Here is a 16314-nt window from a genome sequence, read left to right on the forward strand (position 1 = left end):
TATGCCGGCTTTTCCTATTTCACATATTCCGCAACCCTGTTCCGTCCCGCCTGCTTTGCACCGATGTACATGGCGCGGTCTGCGTGGCGGATGAGGTCGAGCGGTCCTTCTGCATCTTCAGGGGCTGTTGCATAGCCGATGCTTGCTGTGATGGAGACAGGCTGCCTCTTTCCGTGATGCTGGATGCTTTGTTCGACGATAAAGGGACGGTTTGCAATGCTTTGGCGGATGCCCTCAGCGGTTGCAAAGCACGCAGGCTTGTCCATATTTGGAAGAAGGATCACAAATTCTTCCCCGCCGTACCTTGCAACCGTACCTCTGTCACCTATGAATCTCGTAAGCCGCTCAGCAAGCGAGATCAAAATTTCATTCCCTGCCTGGTGCCCGTATGTATCATTCACCTTTTTAAAGTGATCAATGTCGAGCAGGATCAGCGAAAGCTTCTGCCCTTTGAGCTGAACCAGTTCAGTGTATTCATATTCAAGAAGCTTTTCCATATAGCGGTAATTGTAAAGGCCCGTTAATGGACAGCGTTCACTTTGTTTTTTCGTTTCTTCGTAGCTCTTTGCATTTTCAATTGCCACACCAAGATAGGCGGTCAATAGATCCGTAATCATCAGCTGCGCCCGGTCATAAAACCGTTTCTTGTTAGACGCCAGAATGACAATCCCGACGACCTTCTGGTTTCTGACAATCGGAACGGCAATCACGCTTTCTATGCTTTCCGGCAGGAGTGTTCTCTCAAGCTTTGCCCAGTGGTCCCTCTTTTTGTAGAGCACGCTTTTTTTGGTTGCATAGACGAGGCCGCTTACGCCCTGGTGAACGGAAATGGACTCTTTTGCGTGTTTCACAATCTTTCCGTTGTCGAGCTTTCGGATGACCTTCAGTTCATTGTCGCTGATGACATCAATGATATAAGCATAGTCCGCTTTGATCATGGACGTCAGTTTGTCCAGATACACTTCAACGACTTCCTTCACTTCAAGCCTTTCAGTAAGCTGATGGCCGATTTCGCTCGCTTGCTGAAGATAGGTATTCAGCCGCTGGCTCTGTGAGAGAAGCAGGAGGATAAACGAGATTCCCACAAAAGGAATTCCTACAAAGAAGAGAGCCTGCGGTCCAAGGTCAAGATAGAGCAGGTAGAGCAGAATGCCGACCGGCAAAAACATGAGCGTTGTGAAGATCTCCCACAGAAAATCCCTGGAAAAAAACTTTTCTTTCTTTTTGTAGAAGATTCCTCTGATGACATGCTGCAGAAAGAAATGATTCACAAGACAGATGGTAAACGAATAGGCAATGACCTTCAGGATGAACGGCAGCGTTAGAGCCTCATGATCATGTGTGCCGCCAATCGCATAATAGACGGCTGCCCCTGCTGCTGATACGATCAAAAACATCAGCGAGTTTGTTGGATACCGGTAAATTTCCCGTTTTCCGATTCTGAGCTTCAGCAGGAGCACGGTGAGCGCTGCCTGCATAAGAATCATTTCAACAAAAGGCCCAAAAAGGAGAAAAACGGATATGGAAACACCCTGTGCGAAAAAGACAGGGGTTTCGTTGACAATGATCGGGAAAATCGAAACAATGCACATGAAAACCAGAAAAGCGGCAATCGTCCATTCATTTCCTGAAATCTTTACCGGCCAGAGAGTGTAAGCTGCAAATAGTGCTGAAGGAAATACAAAAGCCCAGACGGCCCATAAAATGGACTTCAGCTTTGTTTCCATGGATTGTCCTCCTCTCCCGCCGTGCTGTTTTTTATATTTTAACAAAAATTCAGATTTCTGTCATTTATTTCGGGACTATCAGCCTAATTTTCATGTGATATTTTTCGACAATAAGGCCTAACCTCAGAAATGAAGTAGAGAGAACCTGTGACTAAATAGATGTCCCCGCTCTCACCTGCTGTCATCATTTCATCAATCGCCCCTTTCCAGTCTTCATGGAACGATTTTACCGGATGCGTGCATGCTTCATACAGCTCTGATGCGCAAGCAGCTCTCGGAAAATCAAAAGTTGTGAAATGCATGGTATCTGCAATAGCGGAAAGAGTTGAAATCATCGGGCTGTATTCCTTGTCCTTCAGGGCAGAGAAAAGAACATGGATCCGCTTGCCGGCATAGTGCCTTCTCATCACTGCCGCAAGACTTTCCGCTCCCTCTTTATTATGAGCACCGTCAAGAATGATGGCAGGAAACTCGGAAACCTGTTCAAACCTTCCGCTCCAATTTGTCTGATGAAGGCCTTTTCGAATGTGCTCATCCCCAGCAGCAAACAAGTCATGAACCCTTAAATAATCCAGAGCCATAACAGCAAGCGCGGCATTTTGCACCTGATGCTCTCCCCTCATGGAGATCTCAAGCCCTTCGAATGAGTGATATGGTGTTTTCATATCGAACCTCTCCCCGCCTCTTAGCGGTTCGTGTTTCAGAACAGGAAAAGAATCGTGGAAAAGATCAGCGTTTTTTTCTGCCGCTCTTCTTTTTATAACGTTCAAAGCACGCTCATCCGTTACTGCCGTAAGCATCGGTACACTCTGTTTAATAATGCCCGCTTTTTCACCGGCAATTTCCTCTATGGTGTTCCCCAGAATATGCATGTGATCATAGCCGATGCTTGTAATCATGGTCAGGACCGGCTCTGAAATATTCGTTGAATCTAATGTGCCTCCAAGCCCTGTTTCAAGCAGCAGCACATCTGTTTTTTCATGGTTTCCGAAATAATAGAAAGCCATGGCGGTGATGATTTCAAACTCGGTCGGCCCTCCAAGCTCTGTTTGCTCAAGCTCGTCTGACAGCGGTTTTATCGTATTTGCCAAAAACAGCATCTCCGCATCCGGAATAGGAATTCCGTTCATGCTGATCCGCTCGTTGAAGGTTTCAAGGAACGGGGATGTGAAGGTGCCGGTTTTATAACCTGCTTCTGTAAGCACGTTTCTCATGTAGGCAATGGTCGATCCTTTTCCGTTTGTGCCTGCCACATGGACGGTTTTCACTTTTTTATGCGGATTACCGAGTCTGTCAATCAGCCATTCCATACGCTTCAGGCCGGGTTTGATGCCGAATCTGAGGCGGGAATGTATCCACCCGACAGCTTCTTCGTACGTTTGAAACATATCATCTGCCCCTTCTTTTTATGTACATGAAAACTCGGGCATGATCATCAATCACACCCGAGCCTTTGTCATTCAGCCTTTCAGCTCTCCGATTCTTGAAAGAACGGCTTCTCTTTTTTCTGTATAATCTTTTTCTTTCGCGCGTTCTTCTTCTATAACCTTCTCAGGCGCTTTTTTAACGAAGCCTTCATTGCTCAACTTTTTCTGAACACGTTCAACTTCTTTATTTAATTTATCAAGCTCTTTCTCAAGGCGTGCAATTTCTTCATCGAGGTTGATCAAGCCTTCAAGAGGGAAGATCAATTCCGCTCCTGTTACAACAGATGTCATCGCTTTGTCGCCTGTTTCAGCATCTATGCCGATCGAAAGGCTTGACGTGTTGCAGAAACGCTCGATATAGGCGCGGTTCTGCTCGAGCTGATTTTGGATGTCTGCTGATTTTGCCTTGATCATCATTGGAATTTGCTTGCTCATCGGCGTGTTCACTTCTGCTCTTACATTTCGAACCGACCGGATCACTTCAACTAGAAGCTTCATATCTGCCGCCGCAGCTTCATCCGTAAGTGAAGGATCAGCAACCGGCCATTTGGCGGTTGTAATGGATTCCCCTTCGTGAGGGAGGTTCTGCCAAATTTCCTCGGTAATAAACGGCATGAACGGATGAAGAAGTCTCATCGTGTTATCTAGTACATATGCAAGAATTGAACGGGTTGTCTTTTTCGCCGCTTCGTCTTCGCCATAAAGCGGAAGCTTCGCCATTTCAATGTACCAGTCACAGAAATCATCCCAGATAAAGTTGTACAGATGACGGCCGATTTCACCAAATTCGTATTTATCGGCAAGCTTTGTCACGTGCTCGATTGTTTCATTGAGGCGTGTAAGAATCCACTTGTCAGCCACTGATTTTTCACCGGTCAAATCGATTTCATCATATTTCAGGCCGTCCATGTTCATCAGCGCAAAGCGTGAAGCGTTCCAGATCTTATTGGCAAAGTTCCATGTTGCTTCTACTTTTTCGTAGCTGAAACGCAGATCCTGGCCAGGCGAGCTTCCTGTTGAAAGGAAGTAACGAAGAGAATCCGCTCCGTACTTATCGATTACATCCATCGGGTCTACGCCGTTTCCAAGTGATTTACTCATTTTGCGTCCCTGCTCATCGCGGACAAGTCCGTGAATCAGCACGTCTTTGAATGGACGCTTGCCGGTAAATTCAAGACCCTGGAAAATCATGCGGGAAACCCAGAAGAAAATGATGTCATAGCCTGTTACAAGCACATCTGTCGGATAGTAGCGCTGATAGTCAACTGAATCCTCATCCGGCCAGCCCATTGTAGAAAACGGCCACAGTGCCGAACTGAACCACGTATCAAGCACGTCTGTATCCTGTTCCCAGTTTTCAAGGTCTGCAGGCGGTGCGTGATCAACATGCACTTCGCCTGTTTCTTTATGATACCAGGCAGGTATGCGGTGTCCCCACCAAAGCTGTCTTGAAATACACCAGTCGCGGATATTTTCCATCCAGCGCATATAGGTATTCTCAAAACGGTTTGGAACAAAGTTCACTTTGTCTTCTTTGTCCTGAAGCTCAATCGCTGCATCTGCAAGTGGCTGCATCTTAACGAACCACTGCGTAGAAAGGTACGGCTCAACAACCGCTCCGCTCCGTTCGCTGTGCCCGACTGAATGCATGTGCTCTTCAATTTTGAACAGAACATCCATTTCCTGAAGATCCTTCACGATCTGCTTTCTGCACTCAAAACGGTCAAGTCCGCTGTAGATTCCCGCTTTCGCATTCATCGTTCCGTCCTCGTTCATCACAAGAACACGTTCAAGGCTGTGGCGGTTTCCGATTTCAAAGTCATTCGGATCGTGCGCCGGAGTAATCTTAACCGCTCCGGAACCGAATTCCATATCTACATAGTCATCTCCGACAATCGGAATTTCGCGTCCTACGATAGGGAGAACAACGGTTTTGCCGATCAAATGCTTGTAGCGCTCATCTTCCGGGTGAACAGCAACCGCTGTATCGCCAAGCATCGTTTCAGGACGTGTCGTGGCAACTTCAATGGCACCGGAACCGTCTGACAGCGGGTAGCGCATGTGGTAAAATGCGCCCTGAACATCTTTATAGATAACTTCTATATCAGAAAGAGCCGTTTTTGTCTGCGGATCCCAGTTGATAATATATTCGCCGCGGTAAATGAGTCCTTTTTTATAAAGAGAGACAAATACCTCATTAACCGCTTTTGAAAGGCCTTCATCAAGCGTAAACCGCTCTCTTGAATAATCTAGGCCAAGGCCAAGCTTAGACCACTGCGCGCGGATATGGGATGCGTATTCTTCTTTCCATTTCCATGTTTCCTCAACAAACTTTTCGCGACCAAGGTCATAGCGGGACTTGCCTTCCTCGCGAAGCTTTCCTTCAACTTTTGCCTGAGTGGCGATTCCGGCATGGTCCATTCCAGGCAGCCAGAGAACGTCATAGCCCTGCATGCGTTTCATGCGCGTCACGATATCCTGAAGCGTCGTGTCCCAGGCATGGCCAAGGTGTAGCTTTCCTGTTACGTTCGGCGGGGGGATGACAACCGTGTACGGCTGCTTTTCCTGGTCGTTTGAAGCTTCAAAAAACTTTCCCTTCAGCCAGTAGTCGTAGCGATCGCGCTCAATTGCCTGCGGATCATATTTTGTAGAGAGTGTCTGCTCCTTGTTCTCCATGTTTCTTCCTCCTTAAAATCTTCAAATCAGTTCATTTCCGCACTTTTCGGAAAATAAAAAACTCCCCTCGTCCGGTAAAAGGACGAAAGGAGTTGATTTCGCGGTGCCACCTTTTTTCACAGGCAAAAAAGAACCTGTGCTCTCAAATGGGATAACGGCGTTCATGCCGATTCTCTCTACTTCATGGTTCAAGAGAATTACTCCAGGGCGACCTTCAAGCACGCTTGTTTAAGAAATCTCTCAGCAGGCGATTTCTCTCTCTGAAAACAGCTTTCCGCTTTACTCTTCCCTATCACGGTATGTGTTCGATTATGAAAACATGATATATGTTGTATTGTATACAATCCAGTCATTTCACGTCAATCATCTTCTCCATTTTTCACAGTCTTTATTCCCGAAAAGGCACAAAACTGGGTAAATGCACATATTCTTTATACAAGAAGGATTCAGTGAGGAGAGTTTTAGGATGCGCAGAAAAATAAACGATTATAACCTGTCGCCGTATGTAAAGCAGTTTAAGCTCATTGCCGGACAGTTCATCGTGCCGATTACCATCTTTCAGACCGTCCGGACCCTGATTTTCCCGTCGCCCGTCGACCTTGTCCTGCTGGCGCTGCTGATATTGCTTGGGGTGGCGCTTTATATGGAATGGATTTAAAAAACCCAATCACTGATTGGGTTTTGTTTATGTCGACTGCTCTGCGGCCAGTTTTTTGTTTTCTTCGATCTGCGTCACCTTCATGACGAAGTACTCGATGTTTTTAAAGGTCCAGTAAGATTTGATCAGGTCCTGATTTTTCTGAAGCTGCGACGCGCTTCTGTCATTCAGGTTCATGTGCTTTTTCACTTGTTTGTAGACAAAATCCGGATAGGCAAGATAGCAGATGAACAGCTGCATTTCCTCTTCTCTGTATGGAAACGTCTGCTGATAGGTGTAAAACCAGTCGGCACAGTTATCATCTGCAAACGGGTACGTATGGAACGTCCTGTGGTAAAAGAGAAGCGCATCATCAATGGGCGATGAATACCTGGCATGTTCAAAATTGGTGAAATACCCCGTTCCCTGTTCATCATACAAGTAGTGATGAATGGACGCTCTGCCGTGGATCATGACTTGCCGCACATCCTCTTTTTCCTTCATCATCTCATACCACTCATCAAGTTTTTTGCGGGCAAATTCTGTCGCACGGGCGGTTTCAAAGTAATACGTGACGGCCTGCAGTTCAAACGGGGAGAGATACCACTTCTTCTCGCATTCCTCCACGTATTTTTCATACTGGGCTTTGTTGTCGTCCCATTGCTTGGCAAGGGTATCGTAGTGAATTTTCAGGGCATTCTGATTCAGCTTTTCCTCAGCAGCCGTTCTCTGGTGAAGCGCTGCAAGCTCCCTGAACATATTTTTATGCCGCTCATCCCGCTCTTCTTCTGTTTCGTTGGTGAGCCAGGGCATAATGTAGTACCAGTTTTCTCCGTCAGAGGTGAAAAACTGCCGGTGCCTGTTTCTGAAGATGGGTACATACCCTGAATAGCCTTTCTGATGAGCACCGTGAAGCGTTTCAATGAATTGGCCATTCCGGTTCGATGACATCTTTTTCAAGGCGTAGGAGGCACCTGAACTGGCATAGACCTTCGTCAGTTTATCTGTAACAGACTCCGCATATTCCGCTTTCAGCTCATACTCTTTTAAAACCTCCGCAAGTTTATCCATATTTTCTCTCATCATTTTTTGTCCCACTTCCTTTTAGCCGGGTCTCATTTAAAGAGACTTACAAAAAAAACAGCTGAGGAACTCTCCTCCCCAAGCTGCTTTCTTTTCTTAATGAGTATTTGCGTAAACAGGAATGTAAAGTGTCTGGCCTTCGTGCACATCTGCGCTTGAATTCAGCTGATTGACTCTGTGCAGCTGCTGGACCGTAATCCCGTAGCGGTCGCAAATGCTGTCAATAGTGTCACCCTGCTGGACAAGGCAGATCTTAAGCTTTGTAAACTCCTCTTCTTCATCCCGTTCAAAAAGCTTCGTCAAGTAGAGGGAGTTTTCCGTCTGCTTTGGTTCCTCCTGCTTTCTTGCCTGTTCTTCTTTTCTTGCTTTCGGACTTTGCTTTTGAGGCGCCTTATACGGTTCCTCATACTGCGGCCTGCTTGCAAAATAAGAAATGTCCGGTGCAGCCGCTTCTTCCTCTGCAGCCTCTTTTTTCACTTCTACATGAAACGGTTCATACAGATCGTCATGATTTTGGCTGCCTGCATGCGCAAAAGCATCATATTCTTCTACTTGCGTTTCCTCTTCATACAGTGCCTGAGGTGAGCGGAACAGCGGCTGGAGCTCTGGTTCCTGCTCCTGCTCAAACACATATTCCTGCTCCTGCTCCTGTTCTTCTTCCGCCTCAGCAGCCGCATCCCCGCTTGCAATACCACTGATTTCAAGGTCAGCTACGAGCCTAAGGTTTCTGCTTTCTGACAGATCATAATCAAAAGACTCAATCGTTACATACACTTCTTCCAAGTTTCCAATGCGGTTTCTCGGAATCGTGATATCTACAGGAAAACCGTGAACAAGCTGCGATATGCCGTCTTCTCTTGTTTCTACACTGCTGATAAACCGGAGATTGGCATATTCAAATTCCTCTTCGCTATAATCCTCATCTATTTTGTACTCACCCGTAAGCTTAAGCGCACCCCGAATCGAGATGTACTGGTCAAACTCCTGGATGGTGATGTCTGGATCTAATGAGATGGATAACAGCTCACCCACTTCCTGTCCCTTTTGAAACCAAACGGATTCCTCAACAGAGAACCGCAATGATGATTGTTGATCCTGTGACAACTTGAACTCCTCCTTTCAGGTGTCCTTACGAAAATACCTGTGACATTAAAGGAATATGCCGCACGGTGAAGGTTTATGATTTTTTTGATCAAATGCCTGGTTTAAGCTCAGGAAATGCAGGGAACATGAAGGATACAAGAAAGGAGTGTTTGATGATGTCAAAAGATCACGGCATGAGCGACAAAGTAAAAGGCAAGGTAAACCAGGCTAAAGGCGAAGTGAAAGATCAGGTGGGCAATGCAGCAAACAATCCTGAGCTTCAGCGTGAAGGAAAGAAAGACAAACTGAAAGGGAACCTTCAGGAAGACGCCGGAAAAGCAAAAGAAGGTTCAGCTAAATATTGAGTACATAGAGAACCTGCCGTCTGCAGGTTCTCTTTTTTCCGCCCCATTTGCTATACTAAAAGAAAAACATTCAGGAGATTAGTATGAGACCCCTATTCTTTGTTATCATCGGCGCAATTTTTCTGCTTCAGATTCCGTTATGGATCACGATTGTATCTGATTTGCTTATGATTGCCGTCGCCATTATCGGACTGACCATTATCCTTGCCAGCAAATGGCTGAGCCGGAAATCAGGATATACGCCCAAATAATAAAACCCCCTGCACATTGACTCGCAGGGGGTCTTCACTTTATTTAAGGGCAGCGAATGCTTTCTCTGCCGCTGCAATCGTTTTTTCAAGATCCTCATCACTGTGGGCAGTGGAAAGGAACAGACCTTCGAACTGTGACGGCGGAAGGAACACACCTTCGTTTGCCATTTCGCGATAGAACTTTGAGAAGTACTCGAGATTGGATGTTTTCGCTTTTTCGAAATTGATGACGTTCTCGTCTGTAAAGAAAAAGCCAATCATAGATCCCGCGCGATTCACTGTAATCGGAATGCCGTGTTTTTCAGCAGCCGCTGTTAATCCTTCTTCAAGGATGTCCGCTTTTCTGCCGAACTCTTTGTAGGTATCCGGAGTAAGCTGGCTGAGCGTTGCATAGCCTGCTGTCATCGCAAGAGGGTTTCCGGACAGGGTGCCTGCCTGGTAAATCGGTCCGCTTGGGGCAACCTGTTTCATAATGTCGGCACGGCCGCCATATGCTCCGACAGGAAGTCCGCCGCCAATCACTTTCCCGAGACATGTCAGGTCAGGCGTCACGCCGAAGTACCCTTGAGCACAGCCGTAATCAACGCGGAAGCCCGTCATCACTTCATCAAAGATAAGCAGTGAGCCGTACTCCTCTGTGATGCTGCGCAGGCTTTCGAGGAAGCCTGGAAGCGGAGGGACAACTCCCATGTTACCAGCCACCGGCTCAACAATCACACCGGCAATGTCATCACCGAACTGTTCAAAGGCATATTTCACGCTTTCCATGTCGTTGTATGGAACAGTGATCGTGTTCTTTGCTACTCCTTCAGGAACTCCCGGGCTGTCAGGCAGTCCAAGTGTTGCAACACCTGAACCTGCTTTGATCAGCAGGGAATCCCCGTGGCCGTGATAGCAGCCTTCAAATTTCAAAATCTTATTTCTTCCGGTAAAACCGCGTGCAAGTCTCAGGGCACTCATCGTTGCTTCTGTTCCCGAACTCACCATCCGGATGATTTCAATAGATGGCACGCGGTCAATCACAAGCTTGGCCAGCTCATTTTCAATCAGCGTCGGAGCCCCGAAGCTTGTACCGGATTCTGTCACCTTTTTAATGGCTTCAACAACCGCGTCATTTGTATGGCCTAAAATAAGTGGTCCCCATGAAAGCACATAATCAATATATTCATTACCGTCAATATCGTAAATTTTAGAGCCTTTTCCCCGCTCCATGAATATGGGATCCATATCGACGGATTTAAAGGCGCGAACAGGGCTGTTCACTCCGCCCGGCATCAGCCCTTGAGCTTCTGCGAAGGCCTTGCCTGATTTTTCATAACTGCGCATTTGACTTCTCCTCCTGCGATTAGTGTTGTTCCTTCAGCCAGCGTGCACAATCCTTGGCATGATACGTCAAAATCATATCCACGCCTGCGCGTTTCATGCTGATCATCATTTCCATCACGATTGCCTTTTCATCGACCCATCCGTTTTGTGCGGCTGCCTTGATCATGGCATATTCGCCGCTTACGTTATAGGCAACAATCGGCACGTTAAAGTTATTTTTCACATCGCGGATGATATCAAGGTAAGACAGGGCAGGTTTCACAATCAGGAAGTCCGCCCCTTCCATCATGTCCGATTCTGCTTCTCTGAGCGCTTCAAGGCGGTTTGCAGGATCCATCTGATACGTTTTGCGGTCTCCGAACTGAGGAGTGCTGTGGGCAGCATCCCTGAACGGACCGTAAAAGGCGCTTGAGTATTTAATTCCGTATGACATAATCGGCACATCTTCAAATCCCGCTTCATCCAGGCCATGGCGAATAGCAGCCACAAACCCGTCCATCATGTTTGAAGGCGCGATAACATCGGCACCCGCTCTTGCCTGGCTGACCGCAGTGCGCGCCAGCAGATCAAGCGTCGGGTCATTGAGGACTTTTCCCTCTTTCACAATTCCGCAGTGGCCGTGGTCTGTATACTGACAAAGACACGTATCGGCAATCACAACAAGCTCAGGGAAATTTTCTTTGATCTGTGCAATCGCACGCTGAACGATGCCGTGGTCATGGTAAGCCTGTGTGCCAAGCTCATCCTTATGATCAGGCACTCCAAAGACGATAACGGATTTGATGCCGAGATCGCTTACTTCCTGCATTTCTGCATTCAGGTAATCAAGCGAAATCTGTTCAACGCCGGGCATTGATTTTACCTCATTGCGTTTTTGCTCGCCTTCAACAACGAAGATCGGATAAATAAAGTCTTCTGCGTGCAGATGTGTTTCGCGGACGAGTGACCTCATGCTGCCTGTGCTCCGGAGTCTGCGGTGTCTGTTAAATTGAATGTCCATAGCTTATTCCTGCCTTTCAGCGTGTGTTTGGATACGGTCAATCATGGCATCGATGGTGTACGGATCTGACACAATGCCGTCATAGCCGTACTTCTTAAGCGTTTTATGTGTGATCGGTCCAATGCTCACAAGCGTAACGCCCTTGAGCAGAGTATCCAGATTTTTGTTTTTCATGACCTTCATAAAGGCATCAACAGTGGATGAGGAGGTAAAGGTAATGTAATCGAGTTTTTGCTCCTGAAGAAGCTGCTCAATTCTGTCTCCATCCTCTGTATTATGTATTGTTTCATATAGCGTAAGGTCTGTCACGGAGAAGCCCTTGAGAGTCAATTCTTTCATGAGAATTTCCCTGGCAAGATTCCCCCTGAAGAGATAAATATGCTGGAACGGCCTGATGCTCCCAGCGATTTCTTCAGCAAGCCTTTCAGCTACATACTCCTTCGGCATGATTCTGACCGTATAGCCCCTGTCTTCAATCAGCTGCCTTGTTTTCCGCCCCACGGCGGCAAATGTGCAGTGCGACAGGAAATCAGAAGGGAAGCCGTGCTCTTTCAGAAAATCAAAAAAGAAAAGCACCCCGTTCATGCTCGTAAAGACGAGGCAGTCTTCAGCCTTAATACCTTGAACTGCCTCTTTAAGTTTATGTATATCCTTCGCTTTTTCAAAGGAAATCAGCGGAGCAGCAACAGGAACTCCGCCGGCTTTTTTAATTTTCGCTGCAAAAGTGGTTGCCTGCGTTTCTTCTCTCGTAATCAGAATGGTCTTTCCTGAGAGACCGCCGGCCATTAAAGGTCTAGCTCCTCTTTTACCTTGTCGATCAGCTGCTTTGCTCCCTGAGCAATCAGTCTTTCAGACACTTCTTTTCCCATGGCTACGGGATCTTTGCCTGTGATTCTTTCTTTATAAATCTCTTTTCCGTCAGGAGAGGCAATCAGTGCGGTAAGAGAAATTTCTTTGTCAAAAGCGACTTCTGCATACCCTGCAATCGGCACCTGGCATCCGCCCTCCATCACGTGAAGGAAGGTGCGCTCCGCCTGTACGGCAAGCTGTGTCGCTTCATCCGTAAAATGGGACAAAAGAGTAAGCAGTTCGTGATCGTCTGCGCGGCATTCGATGGAAAGTGCTCCCTGGCCGACTGCCGGAACGCAGTCTTTCGCATCAAGAAACTCTGTCACAACGTCCTGGCTCCAGCCCATTCTCGCAAGACCCGCTGCAGCAAGGATGATCGCATCGTAATCTTCGTGCTGAAGTTTTGCCAGGCGCGTGTCGATATTGCCTCTGATCCACTTAATATCAAGATCAGGCCTCATGGCAAGGAGCTGTGCGCTTCTTCTTAAACTGCTTGTTCCCACCACTGCACCCGCAGGCAGATCAGCAAGACTGACGTGATTTTTAGAAATAAAAGCATCCCGCGGATCTTCACGGTGCGGAATGCAGCCAATTGTCAGCCCTTCCGGCAGAACAGCAGGCATATCCTTCATGCTGTGAACAGCCATATCAATCTCGCCGTCAAGCATGGCCTGTTCAATCTCTTTTACAAAAAGGCCTTTTCCTCCCACTTTCGAGAGGGTGACATCAAGAATCTGATCGCCCTTTGTCACGATTTCCCGGACTTCAAAGTCAAAAGGCAGCCCGATTTTTTTAAGCTGGTCAATCACCCAATTCGTCTGGGTCAAAGCCAGTTTGCTTCGTCTGGATCCTACAATGATTTTGCGCATAATGAGTTCCTCCAACTAGGATGTATCTTGCATTAAGAGTCCCAAATATGAAACCTTGAAAGGCTTCCGAATAAAAAGAAATTAATTAATAAAATTAAAAAGGCTGCTGCGTTATAATACGCAACCTGTTTCCCGTGCCATTCCTTCACGATCCGGCTGTATAAATAATAGCCGTACACAAGGAGCATCATGAACGAACCAGTTACCTTCGCGTCGTACCAGTGGAAGTTCGGGATTTTTAAATATGCCCAGATCATCCCGAGTATTAAGCTCAGTAACAGCATCGGTACACCGATCACATTTAATACATATGACATGTGATCAAGCTTGGCCAGGTCGTCAATCCGGATAAGCTGCTTGCCCCATTTTTTCTTCTTCAGCAAATTATACTGAATCAAATACAGAATGGAAAAAACGAAAGACAGGGTAAAAGCCCCGTAAGACAGGATGGCCATTGTGATGTGTATAAACAAAAGCTCCGAAATCAGCTGTCCGGAAACCGCTGCCGATTCATATTGTGATGGCGCGAATGTGTGGATGCTGAGCATGATAAATCCGAGTACATTTGTAAAAAAGATGATAAAATCCGCTTTCAAAAAACGGTTTAAGACGACTGACAGCGTCACAAGCACCCACGAATAAAAATAAAGCCCTTCTGATATGTTCAGGACTGGAAATCTGCCGGTCTCAAACATTTGATAAAACAAAAAAATTGTTTGCAGCAGCCAAACAATAGAAAGCAACCAGAAGGCAATTTTGTTAGCCTTCCGGTTGTTATGAATAAAATCTATGAAAAAAAAGAGAACACTGAATGCATAAAGAATAATAATCAGTTCATTAATTCTAGGTAAACTCATTTCTGGCATACATCAAATTCCTCTCACTTACGTTTGAAGTGAAGCTCTTGCCTGCCCAGGCACTGCCTGAGAGCTGCTTAAAGAAACCGAGTTTTCTCTGCGTTTTTGCTCTTCAACTGCTTCTTCAATATCAAAGATCTTCATGAAAAGCTCCAGATTCTGTTCTGCGTCCGAATCAGCAGCAAGCTCTTTCACCTTAAGAATCGGATCGCGGAGCATTTGGTTAATGATGCTTTTGGTGTGCTTGTTCAGAAGCTTCAGTTCACGGTCAGTCAGATTAGGCATTTTGCGCTCGAGGCTTTGCATCGTTTCCGCCTGAATGCCAAGAGCTTTTTCGCGAAGCGCCGAAATGACAGGAACAACTCCGAGTGTGCCAAGCCATTGCTTGAAGGCGACAATCTCCGCCTCTAGCATTAATCCGATTTCCTCAGCTGCTTTTTGGCGCTCCTGAAGGTTTGCGTCCACAATTCCCTGAAGATCGTCAATATCATACAGAAACACACTTTCAAGTTCATCAAGAGCAGGGTCAAGGTCGCGGGGAACCGCAATATCCACCATAAACAGCGGCTTGCCCTTTCTCATTTTTTCAGCAGGAGCCATCATCTCTTTTGTGATGACAAAATCGCTTGAACCGGTTGAGCTGATCAGAATATCAGCTTCAACAAGCGCGCACTGAAGCTCATTTATCCCTTTTGCATGGCCGCTGAATTTCCTTGCCAGAACCTCTGCTTTTTCAAACGTGCGGTTAACAACCGTCACTTTGCGCACTCCGCTGCCATGAAGGTTCTGTGCAGCAAGCTCGCCCATTTTGCCGGCACCGAGAATAAGCACATGCTTGTTCGTCAGGTCGCCGAATATTTTCTTCGCAAGTTCAACAGCCGCATAGCTGACAGAAACTGCGTTAGCTCCGATATCAGTCTCAGAGTGTGCTTTTTTGGCAAGAGTCACTGCCTGCTTAAACAGATGGTTAAATACCGTTCCGATCGTACCTTCTGTTTGTCCGAGCATGAAGCTTGTACGCACCTGGCCGAGAATCTGTGTTTCTCCGAGGACCATTGAATCCAGTCCGCATGAAACACTGAAAAGATGCTCAATGGCACCATCATTTTCATACATAGTTAAAAAAGGAGAAAAGGAATCCTTATCAAGGCCGAACCACTCGGCTAAAAATGCTTTAATATAATAACGGCCAGTATGAAGCTGGTCCACAACCGTATAAATCTCTGTCCGGTTACATGTCGAAACAATGATGTTTTCAAGAATGCTCTTCTGCTCTTTCAGTGCTTTCATGGCATCTCCGAGTTCATTCGGCTGAAAGGTCAGTTTTTCACGGATTTCGACAGGGGCAGTTTTATAATTTAAGCCTACAGCTAAGATATGCATAATGTCATACACCCCACATACAAGAATTCTATTACTATTATACCATGTGTCTGTTTTTTCTCTTTTTACAAATGTGAACAGTTCTTGAAAGCTTGCCGGACTGTGATATCATACTAGTTAAACAGCCGGCATGATTCCGCATGACAATGCGGATTCGTGCTGATTTGTATTTTAAACAGCAAAAGCTGCAGCAAATTCGTCCACCTTGAACAATACCAAAAAAAGTGCTTACAATCAAGGTAATCGTCTTAATTCAGAGGTGACTGAAATGAAAAAATCGACAAACTTTTCTGCCTATGCCCTGCTTGCGATCGGTTTTTACTATGCTCTGGAAACCTTTCAGATCAAGCTTTTTGACCAGCAGCAGTCATGGCAGACACTGCTCATTCTTTTTGGGCTCGCTTTTCTGATCGGAGGCCATTTTGATCAGGATGAAAATGCCATACTTCCAGGCATTTTGCTTGGAGGACTCGGCGTGCACTTTCTTTGCTTCGGGCAGTTCCCCGACTGGCCTGAACACGCGCCTGCCATCACCTTTATCATCGGACTCGGCATCATACTCCGGTCGGCCAAAACAAAAACAGGATCCATACAAGGAATCATTCTACTCCTGCTCGCCGCATTTCTCCACTTTTTCGACTCGATCATTAACGGTCTCGGGTGGGTCGAACAAGGCGTTCAGGTCGTCCAGAAATTCTGGCCTGTTCTGTTAATTCTTGGCGGTTTTTACTTATTGTTTCTGAAAAAGAAGTAAATATGTAAGAAAATCCTCATAAAAGGG

Annotated in this window: 15 protein-coding genes and 1 other annotated feature; of the genes, 4 read left to right on the forward strand and 11 right to left on the reverse strand. The window is 46.4% G+C overall.

The window, feature by feature from the left end:
* Positions 1 to 14: 14 nt before the first annotated feature.
* From JOJ89_RS15425 to JOJ89_RS15435, 3 genes are all read right to left on the reverse strand, one after another.
* Positions 15 to 1727, reverse strand: coding sequence for a sensor domain-containing diguanylate cyclase (locus JOJ89_RS15425; protein ID WP_029279339.1), 1713 nt, complete (start codon positions 1725 to 1727; stop codon positions 15 to 17).
* A gap of 83 nt (positions 1728 to 1810) precedes the next feature.
* Positions 1811 to 3115, reverse strand: a complete 1305-nt coding sequence (locus JOJ89_RS15430; protein WP_029279337.1) for a bifunctional folylpolyglutamate synthase/dihydrofolate synthase — start codon at positions 3113 to 3115, stop codon at positions 1811 to 1813.
* A gap of 72 nt (positions 3116 to 3187) precedes the next feature.
* On the reverse strand, positions 3188 to 5830 hold the full coding sequence (locus JOJ89_RS15435) for a valine--tRNA ligase (RefSeq protein WP_029279335.1): 2643 nt from the start codon (positions 5828 to 5830) through the stop codon (positions 3188 to 3190).
* Positions 5831 to 5905: 75 nt separating this feature from the next.
* Positions 5906 to 6135: a binding site (T-box leader), on the reverse strand.
* Between the two features lie 161 nt (positions 6136 to 6296).
* Between JOJ89_RS15435 and JOJ89_RS15440 the strand changes: the two genes are divergently transcribed.
* The gene (locus JOJ89_RS15440) at positions 6297 to 6488 is read left to right on the forward strand and encodes a hypothetical protein (protein ID WP_029279333.1); all 192 of its coding nucleotides are present in this window, start codon (positions 6297 to 6299) and stop codon (positions 6486 to 6488) included.
* A gap of 27 nt (positions 6489 to 6515) precedes the next feature.
* On the opposite strand, the gene ysxE is transcribed toward JOJ89_RS15440, so the two are convergent.
* Entirely contained in the window at positions 6516 to 7553 is a 1038-nt protein-coding gene (gene ysxE / locus JOJ89_RS15445; RefSeq protein ID WP_081414174.1) for a spore coat protein YsxE, read from the reverse strand.
* Between the two features lie 93 nt (positions 7554 to 7646).
* Complete coding sequence (gene spoVID / locus JOJ89_RS15450) at positions 7647 to 8654, reverse strand: stage VI sporulation protein D (RefSeq protein WP_029279330.1); 1008 nt, start codon at positions 8652 to 8654, stop codon at positions 7647 to 7649.
* A 155-nt stretch (positions 8655 to 8809) separates the two neighbouring features.
* On the opposite strand from spoVID, the gene JOJ89_RS15455 reads away from it, so the two are divergent.
* Positions 8810 to 8998, forward strand: coding sequence for a CsbD family protein (locus JOJ89_RS15455; protein ID WP_029279327.1), 189 nt, complete (start codon positions 8810 to 8812; stop codon positions 8996 to 8998).
* Positions 8999 to 9081: 83 nt separating this feature from the next.
* Entirely contained in the window at positions 9082 to 9249 is a 168-nt protein-coding gene (locus tag JOJ89_RS15460; RefSeq protein ID WP_139015502.1) for a SoxR reducing system RseC family protein, read from the forward strand.
* A 39-nt stretch (positions 9250 to 9288) separates the two neighbouring features.
* Here JOJ89_RS15460 and hemL read toward each other — a convergent pair whose 3' ends face one another.
* The 6 genes from hemL to hemA are packed head-to-tail and all read right to left on the reverse strand — an operon-like array spanning position 9289 to position 15533.
* A complete protein-coding gene (hemL, locus tag JOJ89_RS15465; protein WP_203288289.1) occupies positions 9289 to 10575 on the reverse strand; it encodes a glutamate-1-semialdehyde 2,1-aminomutase in 1287 nt (428 codons plus the stop codon).
* Positions 10576 to 10594: 19 nt separating this feature from the next.
* A complete protein-coding gene (gene hemB / locus JOJ89_RS15470) occupies positions 10595 to 11575 on the reverse strand; it encodes a porphobilinogen synthase (RefSeq protein ID WP_203288290.1) in 981 nt (326 codons plus the stop codon).
* Between the two features lie 3 nt (positions 11576 to 11578).
* On the reverse strand, positions 11579 to 12361 hold the full coding sequence (locus JOJ89_RS15475; protein WP_203288292.1) for a uroporphyrinogen-III synthase: 783 nt from the start codon (positions 12359 to 12361) through the stop codon (positions 11579 to 11581).
* The gene (gene hemC / locus JOJ89_RS15480; RefSeq protein WP_029566806.1) at positions 12361 to 13293 is read right to left on the reverse strand and encodes a hydroxymethylbilane synthase; all 933 of its coding nucleotides are present in this window, start codon (positions 13291 to 13293) and stop codon (positions 12361 to 12363) included. The genes JOJ89_RS15475 and hemC overlap by 1 nt, the downstream gene beginning before the upstream one ends.
* 32 nt (positions 13294 to 13325) lie before the next feature.
* Positions 13326 to 14159 carry a cytochrome C assembly family protein gene (locus tag JOJ89_RS15485; protein WP_029279318.1) on the reverse strand — a complete coding sequence of 278 codons (834 nt, stop codon included), beginning with the start codon at positions 14157 to 14159 and terminating at the stop codon, positions 13326 to 13328.
* 18 nt (positions 14160 to 14177) lie between these two features.
* Positions 14178 to 15533: a glutamyl-tRNA reductase gene (hemA, locus tag JOJ89_RS15490; protein ID WP_029279317.1), complete on the reverse strand. Its 1356-nt coding sequence runs from the start codon at positions 15531 to 15533 to the stop codon at positions 14178 to 14180.
* A gap of 268 nt (positions 15534 to 15801) precedes the next feature.
* Here hemA and JOJ89_RS15495 point away from each other — a divergent pair, with 268 nt between their 5' ends.
* Positions 15802 to 16287 carry a LiaI-LiaF-like domain-containing protein gene (locus JOJ89_RS15495; RefSeq protein ID WP_029279315.1) on the forward strand — a complete coding sequence of 162 codons (486 nt, stop codon included), beginning with the start codon at positions 15802 to 15804 and terminating at the stop codon, positions 16285 to 16287.
* The last annotated feature ends 27 nt before the right edge of the window (positions 16288 to 16314 follow it).

The organism is Metabacillus sp. cB07 (assembly GCF_016839225.1).
GTDB classification, from domain to species: domain Bacteria; phylum Bacillota; class Bacilli; order Bacillales; family Bacillaceae; genus Bacillus_P; species Bacillus_P indicus.

Coding starts and splice junctions, on each gene's coding strand:
- JOJ89_RS15425 (WP_029279339.1), bottom strand. CDS start 1,727: ATGGAAACAAAGCTGAAGTCCATTTTATGGGCCGTCTGGGCTTTTGTA.
- JOJ89_RS15430 (WP_029279337.1), bottom strand. CDS start 3,115: ATGTTTCAAACGTACGAAGAAGCTGTCGGGTGGATACATTCCCGCCTC.
- JOJ89_RS15435 (WP_029279335.1), bottom strand. CDS start 5,830: ATGGAGAACAAGGAGCAGACACTCTCTACAAAATATGATCCGCAGGCA.
- JOJ89_RS15440 (WP_029279333.1), top strand. CDS start 6,297: ATGCGCAGAAAAATAAACGATTATAACCTGTCGCCGTATGTAAAGCAG.
- ysxE (WP_081414174.1), bottom strand. CDS start 7,553: ATGATGAGAGAAAATATGGATAAACTTGCGGAGGTTTTAAAAGAGTAT.
- JOJ89_RS15455 (WP_029279327.1), top strand. CDS start 8,810: ATGTCAAAAGATCACGGCATGAGCGACAAAGTAAAAGGCAAGGTAAAC.
- JOJ89_RS15460 (WP_139015502.1), top strand. CDS start 9,082: ATGAGACCCCTATTCTTTGTTATCATCGGCGCAATTTTTCTGCTTCAG.
- hemL (WP_203288289.1), bottom strand. CDS start 10,575: ATGCGCAGTTATGAAAAATCAGGCAAGGCCTTCGCAGAAGCTCAAGGG.
- hemB (WP_203288290.1), bottom strand. CDS start 11,575: ATGGACATTCAATTTAACAGACACCGCAGACTCCGGAGCACAGGCAGC.
- JOJ89_RS15475 (WP_203288292.1), bottom strand. CDS start 12,361: ATGGCCGGCGGTCTCTCAGGAAAGACCATTCTGATTACGAGAGAAGAA.
- hemC (WP_029566806.1), bottom strand. CDS start 13,293: ATGCGCAAAATCATTGTAGGATCCAGACGAAGCAAACTGGCTTTGACC.
- JOJ89_RS15485 (WP_029279318.1), bottom strand. CDS start 14,159: ATGCCAGAAATGAGTTTACCTAGAATTAATGAACTGATTATTATTCTT.
- hemA (WP_029279317.1), bottom strand. CDS start 15,533: ATGCATATCTTAGCTGTAGGCTTAAATTATAAAACTGCCCCTGTCGAA.
- JOJ89_RS15495 (WP_029279315.1), top strand. CDS start 15,802: ATGAAAAAATCGACAAACTTTTCTGCCTATGCCCTGCTTGCGATCGGT.